The organism is Pseudorhodoferax sp. Leaf265 (assembly GCF_001422365.1).
Taxonomy (GTDB): Bacteria; Pseudomonadota; Gammaproteobacteria; order Burkholderiales; family Burkholderiaceae_C; genus Pseudorhodoferax.
In genome coordinates, this window is the sequence record NZ_LMMT01000027.1 from 1 (window position 1) to 20,910 (window position 20,910).

Sequence of the window (20,910 nt, forward strand, 5' to 3'; positions counted from 1 at the left end):
ACGGTGGGCAACCGGCTGGGGGTGTTCGCGCGCAAGCCGGCGCCGGTGTCGCTGAGCTGGCTGGGCTACGGCTACACGACGGGGCTGTCGGCCATCGATCACTACCTGACCGACGCGGCCAGCGTGCCGGCGGGCAGCGAGCACCTGTTCTCGGAAGCGCCGTGGCGGCTGCCGGTGGGCTTCGTCTACCGGCCCACGGCGGGCATGGGCGAGCCCGGGCCGCTGCCGGCCCTGGCCAACGGCCACGTGCGGCTGGGCACGCTGTCGCGCAGCATCCGCATCAACGCGCAGACGGTGCGCGCCTGGGCCGCCGTGCTGCAGCGCCTGCCGAACGCACGCCTGGTGGTGGACAGCCGCAACTTCAGCGAGAAAGACGCCTGCGAACGCCTGCGTGCCCGCTTTGCCGCGCACGGCATCGCGGCCGAGCGGCTGGAGATCGGCTTCCATACGCCGCCTTGGGACCTGGTGCGCGGCATCGACATCGGGCTGGACTGCTTCCCGCACAACTCCGGGACCACGCTGGTGGAGATGCTGTACCTGGGCGTGCCGGTCGTGACCCTGGCCGCGCGGCCCAGCGTGGGCCGCATCGGCAGTGCACTGCTGCAGGGCATGGGCCGGCCGGAATGGATCGCGCAGACCGAGGCCGAGTACGTCGACAAGGTGGTGGCGCTGGCCTGCGACCTGCCGGCGTTGGCCGCCACCCGGGCGGCGCTGCGGGCGCAGCTCCAGGCCAGCCCGCTGATGGACGAGCCTGGTTTTGCGCGCGCCGTCGAGCAGGCCTACCGTGCCATGTTCGAGCGCTTCGCCCGGCGTGCCACGGTCGATCCGGCGCAATACGCGGCCCAGCGCGAACAACTGACCGCGTTGTTCCGCGCCCGCCGCTTCGCCGAGGGCGAACAGCTGGCGCGCAGGCTCAGTGAACAGGACCCGGACGACGGCTTCGTCTGGAAGGCCCTGGGCGTGATGCTGCAGGCCCAGGGCCGTTCGGTGGAATCGCTGGCCGCCAAGCGCCGTGCCGCCGCCTTGCTGCCGGAAGATGCCGAGGCCCTGTGCAACCTGGGCCATGGCCTGCAGGACAACGACCGCTACGCCGAGGCCGAGCCCGTGCTGCTGCGCGCCCTGGCACGCAAGCCCGATTCCTTCGAGGCGCTCAACAACCTGGCCATCACCTACCAGAAGCAGGGGCGGCTCGATGAGTCCATCGCACGCTTCGAGCAGGCGCTGGCGCTCAAGCCGGGTGACCGGGGTGTCTACGGCAACCTGCTGTTCACGCTGAACTACCACCCGGAGCGCAGCGCCGAGCAGATCTACGCGGCCTACGCGGAGTACGACCGGCGCTTCGGCCAGCCGCACCGCGCCAGCTGGAAGCCGCACGCCAACAGCCGGCGCACGGACCGCCGGCTGCGCGTGGGCTATGTGTCGCCGGACTTCCGCGAACACGCCTGCGCGCGCTTCCTGGAGCCGCTGCTGACGGCGCACGACAAGTCGGCGGTGGAGGTCTGGGCCTATGCCGAGCTGAACCGCGAAGACGCGGTGACCGCACGCTACAAGCGCGTGGTGGACCACTGGGNTGGCGACCGACGAGAAAAGCTTGGGCGGACTTCCGCGAACACGCCTGCGCGCGTTTCCTGGAGCCGTTGCTGGCGGCGCACGACAAGTCGGCGGTGGAGGTCTGGGCCTATGCCGAGCTGAACCGCGAAGACGCGGTGACCGCACGCTACAAGCGCGTGGTGGACCACTGGGTGCCCACGCGCGGCCTGAGCGACGAGGCGCTGGCCGAGCGCATCCGTGCCGATGCGATCGACGTGCTGGTGGACGTGGCGGGCCACACGGTGGGCAACCGGCTGGGGGTGTTCGCGCGCAAGCCGGCGCCGGTGTCGCTGAGCTGGCTGGGCTACGGCTACACGACGGGGCTGTCGGCCATCGANCAAGCGCGTGGTGGACCACTGGGTGCCCACGCGCGGCCTGAGCGACGAGGCGCTGGCCGAGCGCATCCGTGCCGACGCGATCGACGTGCTGGTGGACGTGGCGGGCCACACGGTGGGCAACCGGCTGGGGGTGTTCGCGCGCAAGCCGGCGCCGGTGTCGCTGAGCTGGCTGGGCTACGGCTACACGACGGGGCTGTCGGCCATCGACCACTACCTGACCGACGCGGCCAGCGTGCCGGCGGGCAGCGAGCACCTGTTTTCGGAGGCGCCGTGGCGGCTGCCGGTGGGCTTCGTCTACCGGTCCACGGCGGGCATGGGCGAGCCCGGGCCGCTGCCGGCCCTTACCAATGGCCATGTGACGCTGGGCACGCTCACGCGCGCGGTGCGTGTGAACGCGCGCTGCGTGCGTGTGTGGTCGGCGATCCTGCACCGGTTGCCCGCGGCGCGCCTGGTGATCGACAGCCGCAGCTACGTCGACCCCGCGGCGCAGCAGGCCCTGCGCGAGCGCTTCGCCGCACAAGGCATCGCGGCCGAGCGCCTGTCCATCGGCTACCACAGCCCGCCCTGGGACGTGCTGCGCGGCATCGACATCGGCCTGGACTGCTTCCCGCACAACTCGGGCACGACCTTGTTCGAGAGCCTGTACCTGGGCGTGCCCTTCGTCACGCTGGCCGGCCGCGCCAGCGTGGGCCGGCTGGGCTGCAGCATCCTGCAGGGCCTGGGCCGCGCCGCGTGGATCGCCGAGGACGAGGCCGGCTACATAGCCCGCGTGCTCGCACTGGCGCAGGACCTGCCCGCGCTGGCGGCCACGCGCGCCGCGTTGCGCGCCCAGCTGCAGGCCAGCCCGCTCATGGACGAAGCCGGCTTTGCGCGCCATGTCGAAGGGGCCTACGGTCTCATGTTCGCGCAGTGGTGTGTTGGCGATGCCCATCCGCTCATGGCACTCGTCGCGCGCGCGCAGGCCTTGCACGACGAAGGCGAGGCGGCGCTGGCGCAGGGCGAGGCCGACGCGGCCGAGGCCTGCTGGCGCCAGGCCTTGCGCGCGGTGCCCGAGTTCGCCCAGGCCCATGCCAGCCTCGGCATGCTGCTGCAACAGCAGGGCCGGCTCGGCGAGGGCGAGGCCGCCTACCGCGCCGCGCTGGCGCTGCAGCCGGCATCGGCCGTCACGCATTTCAACCTGGCGACCTGTCTGCTGGCCCAGGAGCGGCCGGCCGAGGCCGAGGAAAGCCTGCGTACCGCGCTGCAGCACGATGCGGCATTGCAGCCCGCGCGCGCGCAGCTCGACCGGCTGCTGCAGGACCAGGGCCGCTGGCTGGAATCCGAGGAACGCTGGCGCGCGGCCCTGCGGCGCCAGCCCGAGGACCTCGATGCCTACCTGCAACTCGCCGCCGTGCTGCGCCGCCAGCACCGCCATGCCGAGGCGCTGGGCTGCCTGCAACGCGCCGAGCAGCTCGCGCCTGACGACCTGGGGGTGCTGCGCCAGCAGGGTGCGCTGTTCAAGGAAATGGGCCGCATGGCCGAGTCCGAGCAGGTGTGCCGGCGCATGCTGGAGATCGATCCTGCGTCCGCGTTGGGCTGGAACCAGCTCGCCGAGGTGCTGAACGCGACCCAGCGCCTGGCCGAGGCCGAGCAAGGTTTCCTGAAAGCCCTGGCGCTGGACCCGCAACTGGCCGTGGCCTGGAGCAACCTGGGCATCGTGCGCCAGAACCAGGGCCGTCAACAGGAAGCCGAGGACGCCATGCGTGCCGGCCTGGCGCTGCAGCCCGTCGACGCCCATGCCCATGGCAACCTGTTGTTCGTGCTGAACTACCACCCGGGCAAGACCATGGCCCAGGTGTTCGAGGAATACCGATTGCACGACGAGCGCTTCTACGCGCGCCACCGCGCCGAGTGGCGGCCGCACCGCAACCCGCCGGCGGCCGGCCGGCCGCTCAAGGTCGGCTACGTCTCGCCGGACTTCCGCAACCACTCCTGCCTGTACTTCGTCGAGCCGTTGCTGGCGCAGCACGACCACCGGGCCGTGACGGTCTACGCCTATGCCGAGCTGCAGAACGAGGACAACGCCACGGCGCGCTACAAGCACCTGGTGGACCACTGGGTGCCCACGCGCGGCATGGGCGACGCGGCGCTGGCCGAACGCATCCGCGCCGACGGCATCGACATCCTGATCGACCTGGCGGGCCACACGGCCGGCAACCGGCTGGGTGTGTTCGCGCGCAAGCCGGCGCCCGTGTCGGCCAGCTGGATGGGTTATGGCTACAGCACCGGCCTGTCGTCCATCGACTACTTCCTGACCGATGCCTGGCACGCGCCCGAAGGCAGCGAGGCCTATTTCTCCGAGCAGCCCTGGCGGCTGCCGGTCGGCTGGGTCTACCGGCCGCCGGGCGAGGCGCAGACCGGTATGCCAGGTCCGCTGCCGGCGTCGAAGAACGGCGGCGTGACCTTCGGCACGCTCACGCGCGCGGTGCGCATCAACGACGACACGGTGCGCGTGTGGTCCGAACTGCTGCGCCGCGTGCCGGGTGCGCGCCTGGCCGTGGACAGCCGCAGCTACCGCGATGCGGACACCCAGGCTGCGCTGGCCGCGCGCTTCGCGGCCCAGGGCATCGGCCCCGAGCGGCTGCAGATCGGCTGCAGCGCCTCGGGCTGGGAGGTGCTGCGCCAGATCGACATCGGCCTGGATTGCTTCCCGCACAACTCGGGCACCACGCTGTTCGAGAGCCTGCACATGGGCGTGCCCTTCGTGACCTGGGCCGACCGGCCTGGCCTGGGCTGCCTGGGCAGCGCCATCCTGCACGGCGCTGGCCACCCGGAGTGGGTGGCGCGCAGCGAGGAGGAGTACATCGACAAGGCCGTGGCCCTGGCCGCAGACCTGCCGCGCCTGGCCGCCCTGCGCGCCGCGCTGCCGGCCGAGATGCGCGCCAGCAAACTCATGGACGAGAGCGCCTTCGCGCGCGCGGCGGAAGACGCGTTCCGCCAGATGTTCGCGCGCTGGGAGCAACGACAAGCCCGAGGAGGCAACGCATGAAAGCCGTGATCCTGGCCGGTGGCCTGGGCACCCGCATCTCCGAGGAGACGCACTTGAAACCCAAGCCCATGGTGGAGGTCGGCGGCAAGCCGCTGCTGTGGCATGTCATGAAGCTGTACTCGGCGCACGGCGTCAACGATTTCGTGATCTGCTGCGGCTACAAGGGCTACGTGATCAAGGAGTACTTCGCGAACTACTTCCTGCACATGTCGGACGTGACCTTCGACATGGTCAACAACCGCATGGAGGTGCACGAGAAGCATGCGGAGGCCTGGCGCGTGACCTTGGTGGACACCGGCGAGGACACCATGACCGGCGGACGCCTCAAGCGCGTGGCCGACTACGTGAAGAACGAAGAGGCCTTCTGCTTCACCTACGGCGATGGCGTGGCCGATGTGGACATCGCGGCCGAGATCGCCTTCCACCGCGCACACGGCAAGCAGGCCACCGTCACGGCGGTGATGCCGCCCGGCCGCTACGGCGCGCTGGTGCGCGAGGGCGACGGCGTGCGCGGCTTCCAGGAGAAGCCGCGTGGCGATGGCGGCTGGATCAACGGCGGCTTCTTCGTGTTGTCGCCCCGGGTGCTTGCGCGCATCGCTGGCGATGCCACGAGCTGGGAGCAGGAGCCCCTGATGGGCCTGGCAGCCGACGGCCAGCTCGCCGCCTTCGAACATCGCGGCTTTTGGCAGCCCATGGACACGCTGCGTGAGAAGAACCTGCTGGAAGACCTGTGGCAATCGGGCCAGGCGCCGTGGAAAAAATGGTGAACGCGGCGCTGTGGCGTGACCAGCCTGTGTTCCTGACCGGCCACACGGGCTTCAAGGGCAGCTGGCTCGCGCTGTGGCTGGCCGGCCTGGGCGCGCGCGTGCACGGCTATGCGCTGGACCCGCAGCCTGGTGCCAACCTGTTCGAGGTGGCAGGGGTGGCGGCCCGCATGGCTGTCGACACGCGCGCCGATCTGGCCGACCAGGGTGCGCTGGGCGAGGCGTTGCAGGCCGCGCGTCCGCGGGTGGTGTTCCACCTGGCCGCCCAAGCGCTGGTGCGGCCCGGCTATGCGGACCCCGTCGCCACCTTCGCCACCAACGTGATGGGCACCGCCCACCTGCTGCAGGCCGTGCGCGGCGTGGACAGCGTGCAGGCCGTGGTGGTGGTCACCACCGACAAGGTCTACGACAACCGCGAGTGGGTCCATCCCTACCGCGAAGGCGATGCCCTCGGTGGCCGCGACCCCTACAGCGCGAGCAAGGGCGCGGCCGAAATCGTGGCCGCCAGCTTCCGCGCCAGCTTCTTCGACACGCCACAGGGCCATGCCGCGCGTGTCGCCACGGCGCGTGCGGGCAATGTGATCGGCGGCGGCGACTGGGCAGCCGAGCGCCTGGTTCCCGACTGCCTGCAGGCCTTCGCGGCCGGGCGGTCGGTCGAGCTGCGCTACCCGGGCGCCGTGCGGCCCTGGCAGCATGTGCTGGAGCCGCTGTCCGGTTACCTGCGACTGGCCGAGCGCTTGCTGGGCGAGGGCGGCGCTGCCTTGCCCGCGGCCTGGAACTTCGGCCCCGACGCCGGCGGCGACGCCACCGTGCTGGAGGTGGCCCAGGCGCTGGCGCGGCGCTGGGGCGACGGCGCGGCCGTGCAGGTGATCGGCGCGGCCGGCCAGCCGCACGAGGCGGGGCTGCTGCGCCTGGACGTGACGCAGGCGCGCGCGTTGCTGGCGTGGCGCCCGCGCTGGAACCTGGAGCAGGCGTTGGCGGCCACGGTCGATTGGCAGCGTGCCTGGCTGCGCGGCGAGGACATGGCGGCGGTCTGCGCGGCACAGATCGCCCAGTACGCGGAAGGTCGCGCATGAACGCCATCGCCACGGCCCGTTTCGGATTCGAACCCACGCCACTGGCTGGCTGCTGGCTGGTGCAGCGCCGGCCCATCGCCGACGCGCGCGGCTTCTTTGCGCGGCTGTACTGCGCCGAGGAGTTCGCCGCCATCGGCCTGGCCGGCCCGCCCGTGCAGATCAACCACTCGTACTCGCGCCACGCGGGCACGGTGCGCGGCCTGCACTTCCAGCACCCGCCGCACCACGAGACCAAGATCGTCTCCTGCCCGGCCGGCCGCATCTTCGACGTGGCCGTGGACCTGCGCCGTGGCTCGCCGACCTTCCTGCAGTGGTTCGGCGCCGAGCTGTCGGCCGAGAACCAGCGCAGTCTGGTCGTGCCGCCCGGCTTCGCGCATGGCTTCCAGACGCTGGTCGACGACAGCCAGACCCTGTACGCCGTGACGGCACCCTACAGCGGCGCAGCGGAGGACGGCGTGAACCCGTTCGATGCGGCCGTGGGCGTGGCCTGGCCGCTGGCCGCCACCGAGGTCTCGCCGCGCGACGCGCAGCGTGCCGCCCTCGACCGCGCCAGCTACTCTGGCATCGCCTGGCCGCCGAGGGACAGGCCATGACCGTCACCGTGCTCGGTGCCAGTGGCTTTGTCGGTGCGCACCTGGTGCGCCACCTGCGCGAGGCCGGCGTGGACTGCCAGGCCCCTGCGCGCGACGACACGGGTTGGCTCCAGCGCCCGCTGGGGCATGTGGTCTATGCCATCGGCCTCACGGCCGACTTCCGCGCGCGCCCGCTGGAGACCGTGGAGGCCCATGTCTGTCTGCTGCGCCGGCTGCTGGCCGAAGGCGATTTCGACTCGCTGACCTATCTGTCGAGCACGCGCGTCTACAGCGGCGCGGCCGCGACCGACGAAGCTGCCCGCCTGGTGGTGGACCCGCACGCGGCGGGCGACCTGTACAACCTGTCCAAGCTCATGGGCGAGTCGCTGTGCCTGCATGGAGGCCGACCGCGCACGCGCGTGGCGCGGCTGTCCAACATCGTCGGCCTGCGGCCGGACCCTGACATCTTCATCGACCAGTTGCTCGACGAAGGCTGCCGCACCGGCCGCGTGCAGCTGCGCACGGCGCTGGCCTCGTGCAAGGACTACCTGTGGATCGCGGACGCCGTGGCGCTGCTGGCGCGCATGGCCGTTTCCGACCAGACCGGCATCTTCAATGTCGCCAGCGGCGAGGCCGTCTCCAACGCCCGCATCGCCGCTGCGATCACGCGCGGCATGGGGTTCGAGGTCTCGGCCGTGGCCGATGCTCCGGCCTGGGACTTCATGCCGATCGACATGGCGCGTACGCGCCAGGCCTTCCCTTTCACGCCGCTGGCGTTCGACGCCTATTTCCCCGACTACCTGCGCCAGTACCGCCGCAGCAAAGGACTCTGAGGACCCCGACCATGACCAAGCCCTATCTCGACACCACCCCTTCGGCCCACGCGGACTACCGCCAGGAAAAACAGCAGCGCATCGCCGGCTTCGCCGACGACGCCGAGTTCCGTGCACTGTCCGAGCGCTGGCGCGCCATGGCGCTGGAGCGCAAGTACATGAACAACTTCTCCTGGCTGGGTCGGCCGATGATCCAGCTGCCCATGGACGCCATGGCCATGCAGGAGATCATCTGGGCCGTCAAGCCCGATCTCATCGTCGAAACGGGCGTGGCCCACGGCGGTTCGGTCGTGCTGTCGGCCTCCATGCTGCAGCTGCTGGGGCATGGCGAGGTGTTGGGCGTGGACATCGAGATCCGCCCGCACAACCGGCAGGCCATCGAGTCGCACCCGATGGCGCACCGCATCCGCCTGGTCGAAGGCTCGAGCACCGCGCCCGAGGTCGTGGCCCAGGTGCGCGCGGCGGCGGCCGGCAAGCAGCGCGTGCTGGTGTTTCTGGACTCCAACCACACGCACGAACATGTGCTGGCCGAGCTGAACGCCTACGCCGACCTCGTCAGCGTGGGGAGCTACTGCGTGGTGTTCGACACCTTCGTGGAGGACATGCCCGACGACTACGTCTGGACCGAGCGGCCCTGGGGCAAGGGCAACAACCCCAAGACGGCCGTCTGGGAGTACCTGCGCAGCCACCCGGAGTTCCAGATCGACAAGTCGGTGGAGGACAAGCTGCTGGTCACGTCCGCGCCCGACGGCTTCCTGCGCCGCGTGGCTTGAGGGCCGCACCATGAACTTCCTCTCCAGCGTGTTCTTCGGCGTCAAGGCCGAGGGCTTCGTCAAGGGCGTGCAGTCCACCCTGGACAACATCAGCAACCAGAACGGCATCTTCACGGGCGACAACCTGATCACCTTCGGGCGCAACCTGGGCTTCTTCGAGGACGAGAAGTTCGTGCAGGCCTGGCGCGGCATGGTCGAGACGCCCGTGGAGGAGGCCATCGTCTGGCGCCTGCACACGCTCGCTTGGGCCGCCAGGAGCGTGATCGCGCGCGGCATCCCGGGCGACTTCGTCGAATGCGCCTGCTACAAGGGCGGCACCGCCAAGCTGATCGCCGACTACACCGACTTCAAGGACCAGGCCGACCGCACCTACTACCTGTACGACCTGTTCGAGCACGAGCCCGGCATGCCGCACCATTCCATGCCCGAGCACAGCAAGCAGCTGTACCAGCGCGTGCAGCAACGCTTCGCCGACATGCCCAATGTGCGCGTGACCCAGGGCGCCGTGCCCCAGGTGCTGCACGAGGTGGCGCCGCAGCAGGTGGCCTTCATGCACATCGACCTCAACAACGCGCCGGCCGAGATCGGCGCGCTGGAGGTGCTGTTCGACCGCGTGTCGCCCGGCGGCATCCTGGTGCTGGACGACTATGGCTGGCTCGGCTACCGCGCCCAGAAGCTGGCCGAGGACCCCTGGCTGGCGGCGCGCGGCTACCACGTGCTGGAACTGCCGACCGGCCAGGGCCTGGTGTTCAAGTGATCCAGATCGATCCCACGGCCAGGGTGTCGCCGCTGGCCGACATCGAGGACTCGGTGCGCGGCACGCGCATCGTGGTCGGCGCGCACTCGGTGATCGACAGCTTCGTCAAGTTCAAGCCGGCCGGTGGCAGCGGCGACGTGGTGATCGGCGAGTGGTGTGTGCTCAATTCCGGCTGCGTGCTCTATACCGGCAACGGCATCACCATCGGCAACCAGGTGGCCATCGCGGCCAATTGCACCTTCGCGCCGGTCAACCACGAATACCAGGACCGCGACCGGCCGATCCGGGAGCAGGGCTTTCGGCCCAGCAAGGGCGGCATCGTGGTCGAGGACGATGTCTGGATCGGCGCCAACTGCGTTCTGCTGGACGGCTGTATCCTGCGCCGAGGCTGCGTGATCGGTGCCGGCTCCATCGTGCGCGGCGAGGTGGCGGCCTATAGCGTCAATGCAGGACAGCCCTTGCGGACCGTCGGGCAACGGGGCTGACGGGCCTGGAATGCGGAAAGGGCGGCCACGGCCGCCCTCGGTTCTTGCGGGAGTGCGCCGCTTATTGCTGCAGCAGCTGCAGCACCTGCTGCGGAAGCTGGTTGGCCTGGGCCACCATGGCGGTTCCGGCCTGCTGCAGGATCTGGGTGCGTGACAGGTTGGCGGTTTCCTTGGCGAAGTCCGCGTCCACGATGCGCCCGCGTGCAGCGGCCAGGTTCTCGATCTGGATCTCCACATTGGCGACCGAGTTTTCGAACCGGCTTTGCAAGGCGCCCAGGTCGGCGCGCGCGCGGTTGACCTGGTCCAGCGCGTTGTCAATCTTCTTGAGTGCCACCCACGCGTCGCGCTGGGTGGCGATGCTCAGGGTGTCGATGCCGATGGCATCGGTCGTGGTGTTTGCGGCATCGATCTCCGAGCCGATGGTGCCGACATGCCCTGCATTGGCGACCGTGAAGCCATTCAGCGTCATGGACACAGCGTCGCCCGCGCTGTCCAGATGGGACGAAACGATGTCGATCGTGTAGGTGCCCGAGGCGTCCTGCGTCAGGAAGGCGGTCACGCCGGTGTCCGCGGACTTGCGGTTGATGGCCTCGATCATCTGGCCCATGCGCTCGGTCCCGGAGCTTGCCTCCTTGACCGGGCCGAGATACCAGGTGTTGGTGCCGTCCTGGATGTTGAGCGCCGAACTGTCGGTGATGGCCGTCAGGTCGTTCACGCTGCTGGACTGGATGCCCGTCTCGGAGTTGTAGGCGTAGGCCACCTTGGACAGGCCCGCTGCCGTCGTATTGACCAGCGCGCCGACCGTGATGTTGTCGCCCGAGTTGGATCCGACCTGGAACACGGCGCCCGAGAAGCTGCCGTCCAGGATCTTGGTGCCGTTGAAGCTGGTCTGCTTGGCCACGCGGTCCACTTCGTCGCGCAGCTGGGCCACCTCGGCCTGCAGCGCAGCACGGTCGGCCTTGCTGTTGGTGGCGTTGGAGGCCTGTACCGCCAGTTCGCGCATGCGCTGCAGCATGTCGCCGACCTTGCCCAGCGCGCCTTCGGCCGTCTGCCCGAGCGAAATGCCGTCGTTGGCATTGCGCGCCGCCACGGTCTGCCCGCGCACCTGGGTGTTCATGCGCTCGGCGATGGCCAGGCCGGCGGCATCGTCCTTGGCGCTGTTCACACGCAGACCCGAAGACAGTCGCTGCATCGACGTGGCAAGCGAGTTCTGCGAAGAACTCAGGTTGCGTTGCGCGTTCAGCGAGATGGAATTGGTGTTGATCGTCGCGGCCATTGAAGCTTGCTCCTGCTTGTCCAAGGGTGGAACCGGTTCGGTCTCGCCAGGGCGGCAAGCCGTCGGCGCCCACGTTCCTGGGCGTGCTGGGAATTCTGGTGAGCTGGAGCGCATGCATACGCTTGAAAAGCGTTCGAAAGTTCCGCCTTTTCCGCGCTCAGCTTGAAACAGGCCCTCAAGTTTTCCGTGCGGGGTCCGAAAACCTGTGCAATGGGTCCGCGAGGATCCATCGGCCGGCAAAGTGGCAGAGAAAAAGTCTTTGAAATCAGTGACTTTCTCGCCGCCACCGGTCAGGGCGGCCAGCGCGGTGCTGGCGTTGTGATCGGCGTTTTGCCGCTTTTTTGGAGTCTTTCATGGCACAGACCATCAACACGAACACCATTTCGCTGAATGCGCAGCGCAACCTGAGTTCTTCCCAGAGCTCGCTGTCGGTGTCCATGCAGCGCCTGTCTTCGGGCCTGCGTGTGAACAGCGCCAAGGACGATGCCGCCGGCCTGGCCATCTCCGAGCGCATGAACACGCAGATCCGCGGCAACACGGTGGCCGCACGCAATGCCAACGACGGCATTTCGCTGTCGCAGACGGCGGAAGGTGCGCTGGGCAAGGTCGGCGACATGCTGCAGCGCATGCGTGAACTGGCGGTGCAGTCGTCCAACGCCACCAACAGCAAGGCCGACCGCGCCGCGCTGCAGTCCGAAGTGGCCCAGCTGATCGACGAAATCGACCGCGTGGCCAAGCAGACCAGCTTCAACGGCACCAAGATCCTGGACGGCAGCTTCTCGGGTGCGGTGTTCCAGGTGGGCGCCAACTCGGGCGACAACATCACGGTCGGCGCGCTGACCGACAGCTCCGCTTCGGGCCTGTCCAAGGTGGCCTACGCCTACGGCAACGATTCCGGCATCGATTCTTCGACCGTCACGGACCTGTCGGCGATCACGGACGCCTCGACCCTGAACATCCAGGACGGCACCAACACCTGGAACCTGGGCCCGATCAAGGAAGCCAGCTCCGGCACCGAGCGCATGGGCCAGATGATCGAGGCGATCAACCGCAAGTCGGCCGACACCGGTGTGACGGCGTTCCTGACCCAGGATGCCTCCGGCACCTACAGCATCGACATCGTGTCGTCCAAGCTGGATTCCAACGGCGACACCGTGGCCATGACCCTGAACGGTTTCACGGCCAACAACTTCGGCTCGACCGCCGCCATCGATTCGTCCATCGACGCCACCGACACCACGACCGACGCACTGGGCATCGACACACTGACCATTGACACCCAGCGCAACGCCTGGGTCGCGATGAAGAAGATCGACAGCGCGATCGACCAGGTGAACAATGCCCGCGCCAACCTCGGTGCCCTGCAAAGCCGCTTCGAGAACTCGGTGGGCTCCATCGAGATCCAGGTGGAGAACCTGTCGGCATCGCGTGGTCGCATCGTGGACGCAGACTTCGCCAAGGAAACTGCCAACCTGTCGCGTACCCAGATCCTGCAGCAGGCCGGTACCGCCATGGTGGCCCAGGCCAACCAGCTGCCCCAGGGCGTGCTGGCCCTGCTGCAGTAAGCAGCCACCGACGGGCACCCGGGAACCGGGTGCTTTTCGGCGCTTCGGATGGCGGGCCAGGGTGCTACCCTGTCCGCCGTTTTGCGTTTGTGCGCTCTCAGCGCTAGGAGATTCCCATGGCCATCTCATCCATCGGCATCGGCAGTGGCCTGCAGGTCGAGGACATCATCAGCAAGCTGGTGGCGCTGGAGAAGAAGCCGCTGGAAGGACTGCAGGCAAAGGCCGAGAAGATCCAGACCAAGGTGTCAGCCTATGGCGAGATCAAGTCGGTGGTCTCCGCGCTGCAGGATGCGGTTTCCAAGCTGGCCCTGGACAGCGGCTGGAACACGCTTGCCGTCAAATCGTCCAAGGAATCGGCCGTCTCGGTCAGCGTCACCGGCATCGCGGCTGCCACCAGCTTCTCGGTCGGCGTCCAGAAGCTGGCGCAGTCGCAATCGACGGTGTCCACCACCATTTCCGCAGGGGGGACCATCGGCTCGGGCCAGTTGACGCTGGAGATCGGCAGTTGGAACGCGGGCGTGTTCACGGCCGGTACCGCCGCGGCCGTCAATGTCACTGTGGGCGCGACGGACACCTTGGCGCAGGTGGCCGCCAAGATCAACGATTCCGGCGCCGGTGTCGTCGCGACGGTGCTGTCCGATGCTTCGGGCGATCGGCTGATGCTGCGCTCCAAGGAGACCGGCGCTGTGTCGGGCTTTCGCGTCACCGCGGCCGACGGCGATGGCAACAATGCCGACAACGCCGGCCTGTCGCGCCTGGCGTTCGATCTGGCCCAGCCCACCGTGGGCATGGCGGCCAACACCTACCAGGCGGCCCAGGACGCCGTGGCCACGATCAACGGCATCACCGTGACCTCCGCGAAGAATCAGCTGGTCAACGCCGTGCCAGGCCTGACGATATCGCTGAACGAAGTCACTGCCGTCGGCGCCGACGCGCTGATCACCAGCACCGTGGACAAGGAGGCGATGACCAAGAACATCCAGGAGTTCGTCGACGCCTACAACGCGGTCAACACCCTGCTGGCCGATTCCACGAAATACGACAGCGAGACCAAGACCGCTGGCGACCTGCAGGGCGATTCCACGGCCGTGGGTCTGCGCAACAGCCTGCGCTCGGTGCTTGCGACGAACGGGATGACGGGGAACGTGTTCAATTCGCTGTCCGACATCGGCATCACGATGGGGCGTGATGGCAACCTGACCGTCAACGGGGCCAAGCTCAGCACCTCCCTGGACGATCTGGAGAACGTCAAGAAGCTGTTCATCCAGCGCAACGCCGACGGCACGAGCACGGGTCTGGCCGCGCGCATGAAGAGCTACACGGGCGATGTGCTGTCGTTCGATGGCCTGCTCAACAACAAGACCGATGCACTGGCGCGCGAATCCGACCGCAACCTGGACGAGCAGACCAAGGTCGAGAACCGCGCCACGCTGGCCGAAACCCGCCTGCGCAAGACCTACACCGCGCTGGACGTGAAGATGGGCACGCTGCAGGCCCTGGCCAACTACATGGACCAGCAGGTCTCGCAGTGGAACAAGAAGAGCGACTGAGGCCGGTTTTTCACGCACCCAGCTCTTGAGTCCGGGCCCGTCCTGCCGATAACCACAACATCAACGACAGTTTCATGGACTCCGCGATGTTCACCTCGGTCAGTTCCCGCTCCGCAGCCGCCTACAAGCGCGTTGGCACCCAGACCAGCGTAGAAGGTGCCAGCCCCCATCAGCTGATTTGCCTGCTTTATGAGGGCTTGCTTGCCGCATTGCGCCAGGCCCACGCCGCGACAATGCGTGGCGACATCGAGACCAAGGGCAAGGAAATCGGCAAGGCCGTGCGCATCCTCGAGGAAGGCCTGAAGGCCGCCCTCAACGATGCCGCCGGCGGCGAGCTGGCGACCAACCTGCGCGGTGTCTACAACTACAGCATCAGCCGCTTGACAAGAGCCAACATCCACAACGACGCGCCGATGATCCAAGAAGTGATTGACCTGATCGTGCCGGTCTACGGCGCCTGGAAGAGCATTGCCACCCCCGCCGGCCAGGCGGCTTCCTGAGCAGCCGCACCATGTCGCACATGCTGATCGACTACTACAAGGCCATCGAGGACAGCAGCGTCAAGATGCTGCGGGCCGCCCAGCAGGAAGACTGGGACGAGGTGGTGCGCCACGAGGGCGCCTGCGCCGTGCTGATCGAGCAGCTGCGCCACCAGTCGCAGACCGAGCAGCTCACGGCCGAGCAGCGCAAGGAAAAAGCGCGCATCATGCAGCGCATCCTGCGCAACGACGCCGAGATCCGCTGCCTCACCGAGCCCTGGCTCACCCAGTTCGAGTACATGATGGAAAGCCGGCCGCAGCTGCTGCACTGAGCTGGACCGGCCGGTGGCCTTGCGCCACCTCCAAAGCAAAGAGCCGCCCGATGGGCGGCTCTTGTCGTTGGGCGGGAAGAAAACTCAGACCTGCATGTTCATGATGTCGGTGTAGGCCTGCACCATGCGGTTGCGCACGTGCAAGGTGGCCTGGAAGCCGATCTGCGCTTTCTGGATCGCCACCATGGTCTCCTCCAGGCTGACCTGGGGGTTCTCCAGCTGCACCTCGCGCGAGAGCCGACCCGATTCGCCCTGGGCGCCACTCACCGACACCAGGGCGCTCTTGAGTGCGGTGGAGAAGCCGGCCTGCTCCTTGGGCTCGGCCGCGACGCCGCGGGCGGCCGGGCTGGTCACCGGCGCGGGGCGGGCGACGGCGGAGCCGATCGAGGGGGTGAGGCGAAGATCCATGGCGCAGTCCTGGCAGGGGCGATGGCGGCAATGCTAGTGGCCGCCGGGCGCCGCCATGGTCCGAAATGCCGGTCAATCGGCGCGCTTATCCGGCGAAGAATCCGGCCGGATCTCAGAATAATCCGCCGCATCACCCCCATTGCGTACGTCCGCCCCGCGCGGCGTGCCCCAAGACGATGTCCGCCGTAGCCGAAGTCCCTGCCGGTCCCCTGGTCGCCGCTCCCGCCGAGCCCGCTGCCGGGGGCGCTGTTGCCACTTCGCCGCTGGCCGAGCGGCTGGCGCGGCTCGACCGTGCGCAGCGCATCCGGCTGGGGCTGGGCATCGGCCTGTTGCTGCTGGTCATCGTGGCCGGCTTCATGCTGGGCAACCGCACCGAGTACCGCACGCTGTACAACGGCCTGACGGACAAGGATGGCGGTGCCATCGTGGCCCAGCTCACCCAGATGAACGTGCCCTACAAGTACTCGGAGAGCGGCGGCTCCATCCTGGTGCCGGGCGACCGCGTGCACGACGTGCGGCTGCGCCTGGCCTCGCTGGGCCTGCCCAAGGGCTCCGTCACGGGCTTCGAACTCATGGAGAGCAACCGCTTCGGCATGACGCAGTTTCAGGAGCGGCTGACCTTCCAGCGCGGCCTGGAGGGCGAACTCACGCGCTCGATCCAGTCCATCGCCTCGGTGGAGAGTGCGCGCGTGCACCTGGCGCTGCCGAACCAGAACGGCTTCTTCCGCGAGCAGCAAAAGCCCTCGGCGTCGGTGCTGGTGACGCTGCGCGCCGGCCGCACGCTGGACCGCGCGCAACTGGCCGGTATCGTGCACCTGGTGGCCTCCAGCGTGCCCGAGATGAATCCCTCGGCCGTCAGCGTGCTGGACGACACCGGCAAGCTGCTGTCGGGCGCGCCCGAGTCAGGCAGCGGCGTGGACGCGCAGCAGCTGCAGTACGTCTCGCTGATCGAGCAGCAGTACACGCGCCGCATCATGGACATCCTGGAGCCCGTGGTCGGCCGCAACAACGTCAAGGCCCAGGTCACGGCCGAGGTGGATTTCTCGCAGACCGAGCAGACCAGCGAGCAGCACCGCCCGAACCTGGCGGCCGATGCCAGCGCCGTGCGCAGCCAGCAGGTGGTGGAGACCACCACCGGCCCGCAGCCCGGCCAGCCTTCCGGCGTGCCGGGCGCGGTGTCCAACCAGCCGCCGCAGCCGGCCAACGCACCCATCAACGGCCAGGCCCAGGCGCTGCAGGCCTCCGGCGGCGCGCAGGGCGGCCCCAGCAACAGCAAGCGCGAGTCCATCACCAACTACGAGGTCGACAAGACCGTGCGCGTGGTGCGCGGCGGCTCGGGCAGCATCAAGCGCCTGTCGGCCGCCGTGGTGGTCAACCACCAGGCCGCCACCGACGAGAAGGGCAACCCGACCACGCGGGCGCTGACGGCCGACCAGATCAGCCAGATGACGGCACTGGTGCGTGAAACCATTGGTTTCAGCCAGGACCGTGGCGATTCGGTCAACATCATGAACGCCGCCTTCGTGCAGACGGTGGAGCCGGGCGACACGCGGCCGCTCTGGCAGCAGGTGGCCACGGTGGAGAACCTGCGCAGCTTCGCCTGGCCCATCGGCATGCTGCTGCTGGCGCTGATCGTGCTGTTCGGCCTGGTGCGCCCGGGCTTCAAGGCCATGCAGCCGCCCAAGCCCGAGCCGGCATTGGCCGACGGCAGTGGGACGCCGGGTGGCCCGGATGGCGGTGGACAGCTCGACGCGCTGGTGGCCGACGACGCCGAGCGCCCGGCGCTGGGCGGCCCGGCCCTGGGCGATGCGGTCGACCTGCAGCCGACCGACCACCAGCTGCGCCTGGAAGCGGCGCGCAAGCTGGCGCTGGAAAATCCCATCGCGGTGGCCAACATCGTGAAGGACTGGATCAACGGCGAATCCGCTTCTTCCTGACCGGAGCAAGAACATGGATGAAGAAGGTCTGACCGACGCCGCCATCTTTCTGATGTCGCTGGGCGAGGAGGAGGCGGCCGAGGTGTTCAAGCACCTCTCGCCCAAGGAAGTGCAGCGCCTGGGCGAGACCATCGCCCGCACCCGCACCGTGCCGCGCGAACGCGTGGAGGCGGTCGTCAGCAAGTTCACCGAGACCGCCAGCCGCCAGAGCCTGCTGGTGTCGGATACCGGCGACTATGTGAAGAACGTGCTGCGCCGCGCGCTGGGCGACGACAAGGCCTCGCTGCTGATCGACCGCATCCTGCAGGGGGGAGACATCTCCGGCATCGAGAGCTTGAAGTGGATGGACCCGCTGTCGGTGGCCGAGCTGCTGCGCAACGAGCACCCGCAGATCGTGGCCGCCATCATCGTGCACCTGGACCACGAGCAGGCCTCCGGCGTGCTCAAGCACCTGACCGAGCGCCTGCGCAACGACGTGCTCTTGCGCGTGGCCACGCTGGAAGGCATCCAGCCCACGGCGCTGAAGGACCTGAACGAGGTGCTGTTCAAGGTGCTGGCCGGCGGCGACAAGATCCGCAAGTCCTCGCTGGGCGGCGTCAAGGCAGCGGCCGAGATCATCAACTTCCTGGGCACCAACCTGGAGAGCACGGTCATCGAATCCATCCGCGGCCACGACCCGGACCTGGCACAGAAGATCATGGACAAGATGTTCGTGTTCGACGACCTGCTGAACCTGGACAACAAGTCCATGCAGGTCATGCTCAAGGAAGTGCAGTCCGATGCGCTCATCGCCGCGCTCAAGGGGGCCGCGCCCGAGCTCAAGGAGAAGATCCTGTCCAACATGTCCAGCCGCGCCGCCGAGTCCATGCGCGAAGACCTGGAATCGCGCGGCCCGATGCGCCTGTCCGAGGTCGAGGCGCAGCAGAAGGAAATCTTGAAGACCGTGCGCCGGCTGGCCGACGAGGGCCAGATCGTCCTCGCGGGCGGCGGCGATGACGCGTTGATCTGATGTCCACGGCCCGCCACCGCATGTACACCCGCTTCATCCCGGGCGAGGAAATCGGCGCGGTCGCGGCCTGGAAATTCGGCCGCCTGGGCGGGCCGGAGCCCGAACCGGAGCCGCTGCTGGAAGCGGAGTTGCCTGAGCCGCAGCCCGAACCCGAGCCGGAGCCCGAGCCGGAGGAAGCCCGCCTGCAGCGCGCCTACGACGCCGGCCATGCCGCCGGCTATGCCAGCGGCCATGCCGATGCGGCGCGCGTGGGACACGAGCAGCTGGACGCCTACGTCGGTGGCCAGGGGCGCGAGAACGCGGCCCAGCTGGCGGCCGTGGTGCAGCAGTTGCAGCAGCGGCTGGCGGATTGCGAGCAGCGCCAGGCGCGCCAGGTGCTGGATCTGGCCGCCGAGCTGGCGCGCCAGATCGTGCGCCGTGAGCTGGCCGTGCAGCCCGATGCCGTGCTGCCCGTGGTGCGCGAGGCGCTGGCGCTTCTGGGGGCCGAGCACAAGGCGGCCACCGTGACGCTGAACCCCGAGGACCTCGCTGTGGTGGAGGCCGCGCTGCGCGAGGAGCATGCGGCGCTGCAGGTGAACTGGATCGCCGACGCGCAGCTGGAGCGCGGCGGTTGTCTGGTGGAGGCCGCGGGCACCGTGGTCGACGGGCGGCTGCCGGCGCGCTGGCGCCGTGCGCTGGCCCAGCTGGGGCTGGACGCGCCCTGGCAGCAGGAGCCCGGCGATGCCTGAAGCCGAGACGCCCACCGCCGCCTGGGACGGCCTGCTGGACACGGCCCTGGCGCGCGTGCGCGCCGGCACCACGCTGGAGGTGCGCGGCACGCTCACGCGGCTCGCGGGCCTGGTGCTGGAGGCCACGGGTGTGCGCGTGCCGGTCGGCTCGCAGGTCCACATCCAGATGCCGGGCCAGGCGCCGGTGCTGGCCGAGGTCGTGGGTTTCGCGGGCGAACGCGCCTTCCTGATGCCGGCCGGCGACGTGCACGGCCTGTCGCGCGGCGCCAGCGTCACGCCGGCACCGCCCTACGTGCCCGTGCCGCGCCTGGGCGACGTGCCCGACGGCGCCGCACCGCCGGCCGAGGGCGTGCTGCGCCTGCCGCTGGGCGACGGGCTGCTGGGCCGCGTGGTCGATGCCCAGGGCCTGCCCATGGACCACCAGGGCCCGGTGCGGGATGTGCGGGCCCTGCCCATGGACCGCCAGCCCATCAACGCCATGGACCGCGACCCCGTGCGCACCGCGCTGGACACCGGCGTACGCGCCATCAACGCCATGCTCACCGTGGGCCGCGGCCAGCGCCTGGGCCTGTTCGCCGGCTCCGGCGTGGGCAAGAGCGTGCTGCTGGGCATGATGGCGCGCTACACCGCGGCCGACGTGATCGTGGTCGGCCTGATCGGCGAACGCGGCCGCGAGGTCAAGGAGTTCGTCGAGGACATCCTGGGCGAGGACGGCCGCGCGCGTTCGGTCGTGGTCGCCGCGCCGTCCGACGCGCCGCCGCTGCTGCGCATGCAGGGTGCGGCCTATGCCACCGCCGTGGCCGAGTACTTCCGCGACCAGGGCAAGCATGTGCTGCTGCTCATGGACTCGCTCACCCGCTATGCCATGGCCCAGCGCGAGATCGCGCTGGCCATCGGCGAGCCACCCGCCACCAAGGGCTATCCGCCGTCCTGCTTCGCCAAGCTGCCGGGGCTGGTGGAGCGCAGCGGCAACGGCAAGGACGGCCATGGCTCGATCACGGCCTTCTACACCGTGCTGTCCGAGGGCGACGATCAGCAGGACCCGATCGCCGATGCCGCGCGCGCCATCCTGGACGGGCACATCGTGCTGTCGCGTGCGCTGGCCGAATCCGGCCACTACCCGTCCATCGACATCGAGCAATCGGCCTCGCGCGTGATGCACAACGTGGTGAGCCAGGAGCACTTCCTGCTGGCGCGGCATTTCCGCGCCGTCTACTCGCGCTACCAGAAGGGCCGCGACCTGGTGCAGATCGGCGCCTACGCGCCAGGTGCCGACCCGCAGCTCGACGAGGCCGTGCGGCTGGCGCCCGGCATGGCCGAGTTCCTGCAGCAGGACATGTTCGCCTGCTCGCCGATGCAGCAGAGCGTGCGCCAGATGGCGATGGCACTCGATCCCGAAGGGGCTTGAAG

At 69.0% G+C, this 20,910-nt stretch carries 19 protein-coding genes and 1 pseudogene; 18 read left to right on the forward strand and 2 right to left on the reverse strand.

All coding sequences use genetic code 11. From position 1 onward, the window contains the following. Positions 1-3: 3 nt before the first annotated feature. The 10 genes and pseudogenes from ASF45_RS35880 to ASF45_RS21195 form a co-directional block, all read left to right on the forward strand. The coding region (locus ASF45_RS35880; protein ID WP_255357805.1) for a tetratricopeptide repeat protein at positions 4-1,570 on the forward strand (1,567 nt) is incomplete at its 3' end. A 1-nt stretch (position 1,571) separates the two neighbouring features. Next, positions 1,572-1,927 (forward strand): annotated as a pseudogene (locus ASF45_RS36590) (hypothetical protein); the annotation flags it as partial. A 98-nt stretch (positions 1,928-2,025) separates the two neighbouring features. After that, the gene (locus tag ASF45_RS21160) at positions 2,026-4,956 is read left to right on the forward strand and encodes a tetratricopeptide repeat protein (protein ID WP_235580995.1); all 2,931 of its coding nucleotides are present in this window, start codon (positions 2,026-2,028) and stop codon (positions 4,954-4,956) included. Next, complete coding sequence (gene rfbF / locus ASF45_RS21165) at positions 4,953-5,723, forward strand: glucose-1-phosphate cytidylyltransferase (protein WP_056667461.1); 771 nt, start codon at positions 4,953-4,955, stop codon at positions 5,721-5,723. Before ASF45_RS21160 ends, rfbF begins: the two co-directional genes overlap by 4 nt. Further along, positions 5,717-6,796, forward strand: coding sequence for a CDP-glucose 4,6-dehydratase (gene rfbG / locus ASF45_RS21170; protein ID WP_056667464.1), 1,080 nt, complete (start codon positions 5,717-5,719; stop codon positions 6,794-6,796). Before rfbF ends, rfbG begins: the two co-directional genes overlap by 7 nt. Beyond that, complete coding sequence (locus ASF45_RS21175) at positions 6,793-7,389, forward strand: dTDP-4-dehydrorhamnose 3,5-epimerase family protein (protein WP_056667467.1); 597 nt, start codon at positions 6,793-6,795, stop codon at positions 7,387-7,389. The genes rfbG and ASF45_RS21175 overlap by 4 nt, the downstream gene beginning before the upstream one ends. Next, positions 7,386-8,201 carry an NAD(P)-dependent oxidoreductase gene (locus ASF45_RS21180; protein WP_056667470.1) on the forward strand — a complete coding sequence of 272 codons (816 nt, stop codon included), beginning with the start codon at positions 7,386-7,388 and terminating at the stop codon, positions 8,199-8,201. The genes ASF45_RS21175 and ASF45_RS21180 overlap by 4 nt, the downstream gene beginning before the upstream one ends. 11 nt (positions 8,202-8,212) lie before the next feature. After that, positions 8,213-8,974: a cephalosporin hydroxylase family protein gene (locus tag ASF45_RS21185; protein ID WP_056667473.1), complete on the forward strand. Its 762-nt coding sequence runs from the start codon at positions 8,213-8,215 to the stop codon at positions 8,972-8,974. 10 nt (positions 8,975-8,984) lie between these two features. Beyond that, positions 8,985-9,731 carry a TylF/MycF/NovP-related O-methyltransferase gene (locus ASF45_RS21190; RefSeq protein ID WP_056667475.1) on the forward strand — a complete coding sequence of 249 codons (747 nt, stop codon included), beginning with the start codon at positions 8,985-8,987 and terminating at the stop codon, positions 9,729-9,731. Continuing rightward, entirely contained in the window at positions 9,728-10,216 is a 489-nt protein-coding gene (locus ASF45_RS21195) for a DapH/DapD/GlmU-related protein (protein ID WP_056667478.1), read from the forward strand. The genes ASF45_RS21190 and ASF45_RS21195 overlap by 4 nt, the downstream gene beginning before the upstream one ends. Positions 10,217-10,277: 61 nt before the next feature. Here ASF45_RS21195 and ASF45_RS21200 read toward each other — a convergent pair whose 3' ends face one another. Continuing rightward, entirely contained in the window at positions 10,278-11,492 is a 1,215-nt protein-coding gene (locus ASF45_RS21200; RefSeq protein WP_056667481.1) for a flagellin, read from the reverse strand. Positions 11,493-11,845: 353 nt separating this feature from the next. Between ASF45_RS21200 and ASF45_RS21205 the strand changes: the two genes are divergently transcribed. The 4 genes from ASF45_RS21205 (at position 11,846) to ASF45_RS21220 (ending at position 15,418) form a co-directional block, all read left to right on the forward strand. After that, positions 11,846-13,057, forward strand: a complete 1,212-nt coding sequence (locus ASF45_RS21205) for a flagellin (protein WP_056667484.1) — start codon at positions 11,846-11,848, stop codon at positions 13,055-13,057. Between the two features lie 116 nt (positions 13,058-13,173). Beyond that, positions 13,174-14,607, forward strand: a complete 1,434-nt coding sequence (gene fliD, locus ASF45_RS21210) for a flagellar filament capping protein FliD (protein ID WP_056667487.1) — start codon at positions 13,174-13,176, stop codon at positions 14,605-14,607. Between the two features lie 74 nt (positions 14,608-14,681). Further along, complete coding sequence (gene fliS, locus ASF45_RS21215; RefSeq protein ID WP_369802153.1) at positions 14,682-15,107, forward strand: flagellar export chaperone FliS; 426 nt, start codon at positions 14,682-14,684, stop codon at positions 15,105-15,107. Between the two features lie 11 nt (positions 15,108-15,118). Further along, positions 15,119-15,418: a flagellar protein FliT gene (locus tag ASF45_RS21220; protein WP_056667490.1), complete on the forward strand. Its 300-nt coding sequence runs from the start codon at positions 15,119-15,121 to the stop codon at positions 15,416-15,418. 84 nt (positions 15,419-15,502) lie between these two features. Here the strand turns inward: ASF45_RS21220 and fliE are convergent, their stop codons facing one another. Then, positions 15,503-15,826: a flagellar hook-basal body complex protein FliE gene (fliE, locus tag ASF45_RS21225; protein WP_056667493.1), complete on the reverse strand. Its 324-nt coding sequence runs from the start codon at positions 15,824-15,826 to the stop codon at positions 15,503-15,505. Positions 15,827-16,002: 176 nt separating this feature from the next. On the opposite strand from fliE, the gene fliF reads away from it, so the two are divergent. The 4 genes from fliF to fliI are packed head-to-tail and all read left to right on the forward strand — an operon-like array spanning position 16,003 to position 20,908. Further along, the gene (gene fliF / locus ASF45_RS21230; RefSeq protein WP_056667496.1) at positions 16,003-17,763 is read left to right on the forward strand and encodes a flagellar basal-body MS-ring/collar protein FliF; all 1,761 of its coding nucleotides are present in this window, start codon (positions 16,003-16,005) and stop codon (positions 17,761-17,763) included. Between the two features lie 13 nt (positions 17,764-17,776). Continuing rightward, positions 17,777-18,772, forward strand: coding sequence for a flagellar motor switch protein FliG (gene fliG, locus ASF45_RS21235; protein ID WP_056667499.1), 996 nt, complete (start codon positions 17,777-17,779; stop codon positions 18,770-18,772). Beyond that, on the forward strand, positions 18,772-19,500 hold the full coding sequence (locus ASF45_RS21240) for a FliH/SctL family protein (protein ID WP_056667503.1): 729 nt from the start codon (positions 18,772-18,774) through the stop codon (positions 19,498-19,500). Before fliG ends, ASF45_RS21240 begins: the two co-directional genes overlap by 1 nt. Beyond that, positions 19,493-20,908 carry a flagellar protein export ATPase FliI gene (gene fliI / locus ASF45_RS21245; RefSeq protein WP_056667505.1) on the forward strand — a complete coding sequence of 472 codons (1,416 nt, stop codon included), beginning with the start codon at positions 19,493-19,495 and terminating at the stop codon, positions 20,906-20,908. The genes ASF45_RS21240 and fliI overlap by 8 nt, the downstream gene beginning before the upstream one ends. Positions 20,909-20,910 lie beyond the last annotated feature (2 nt).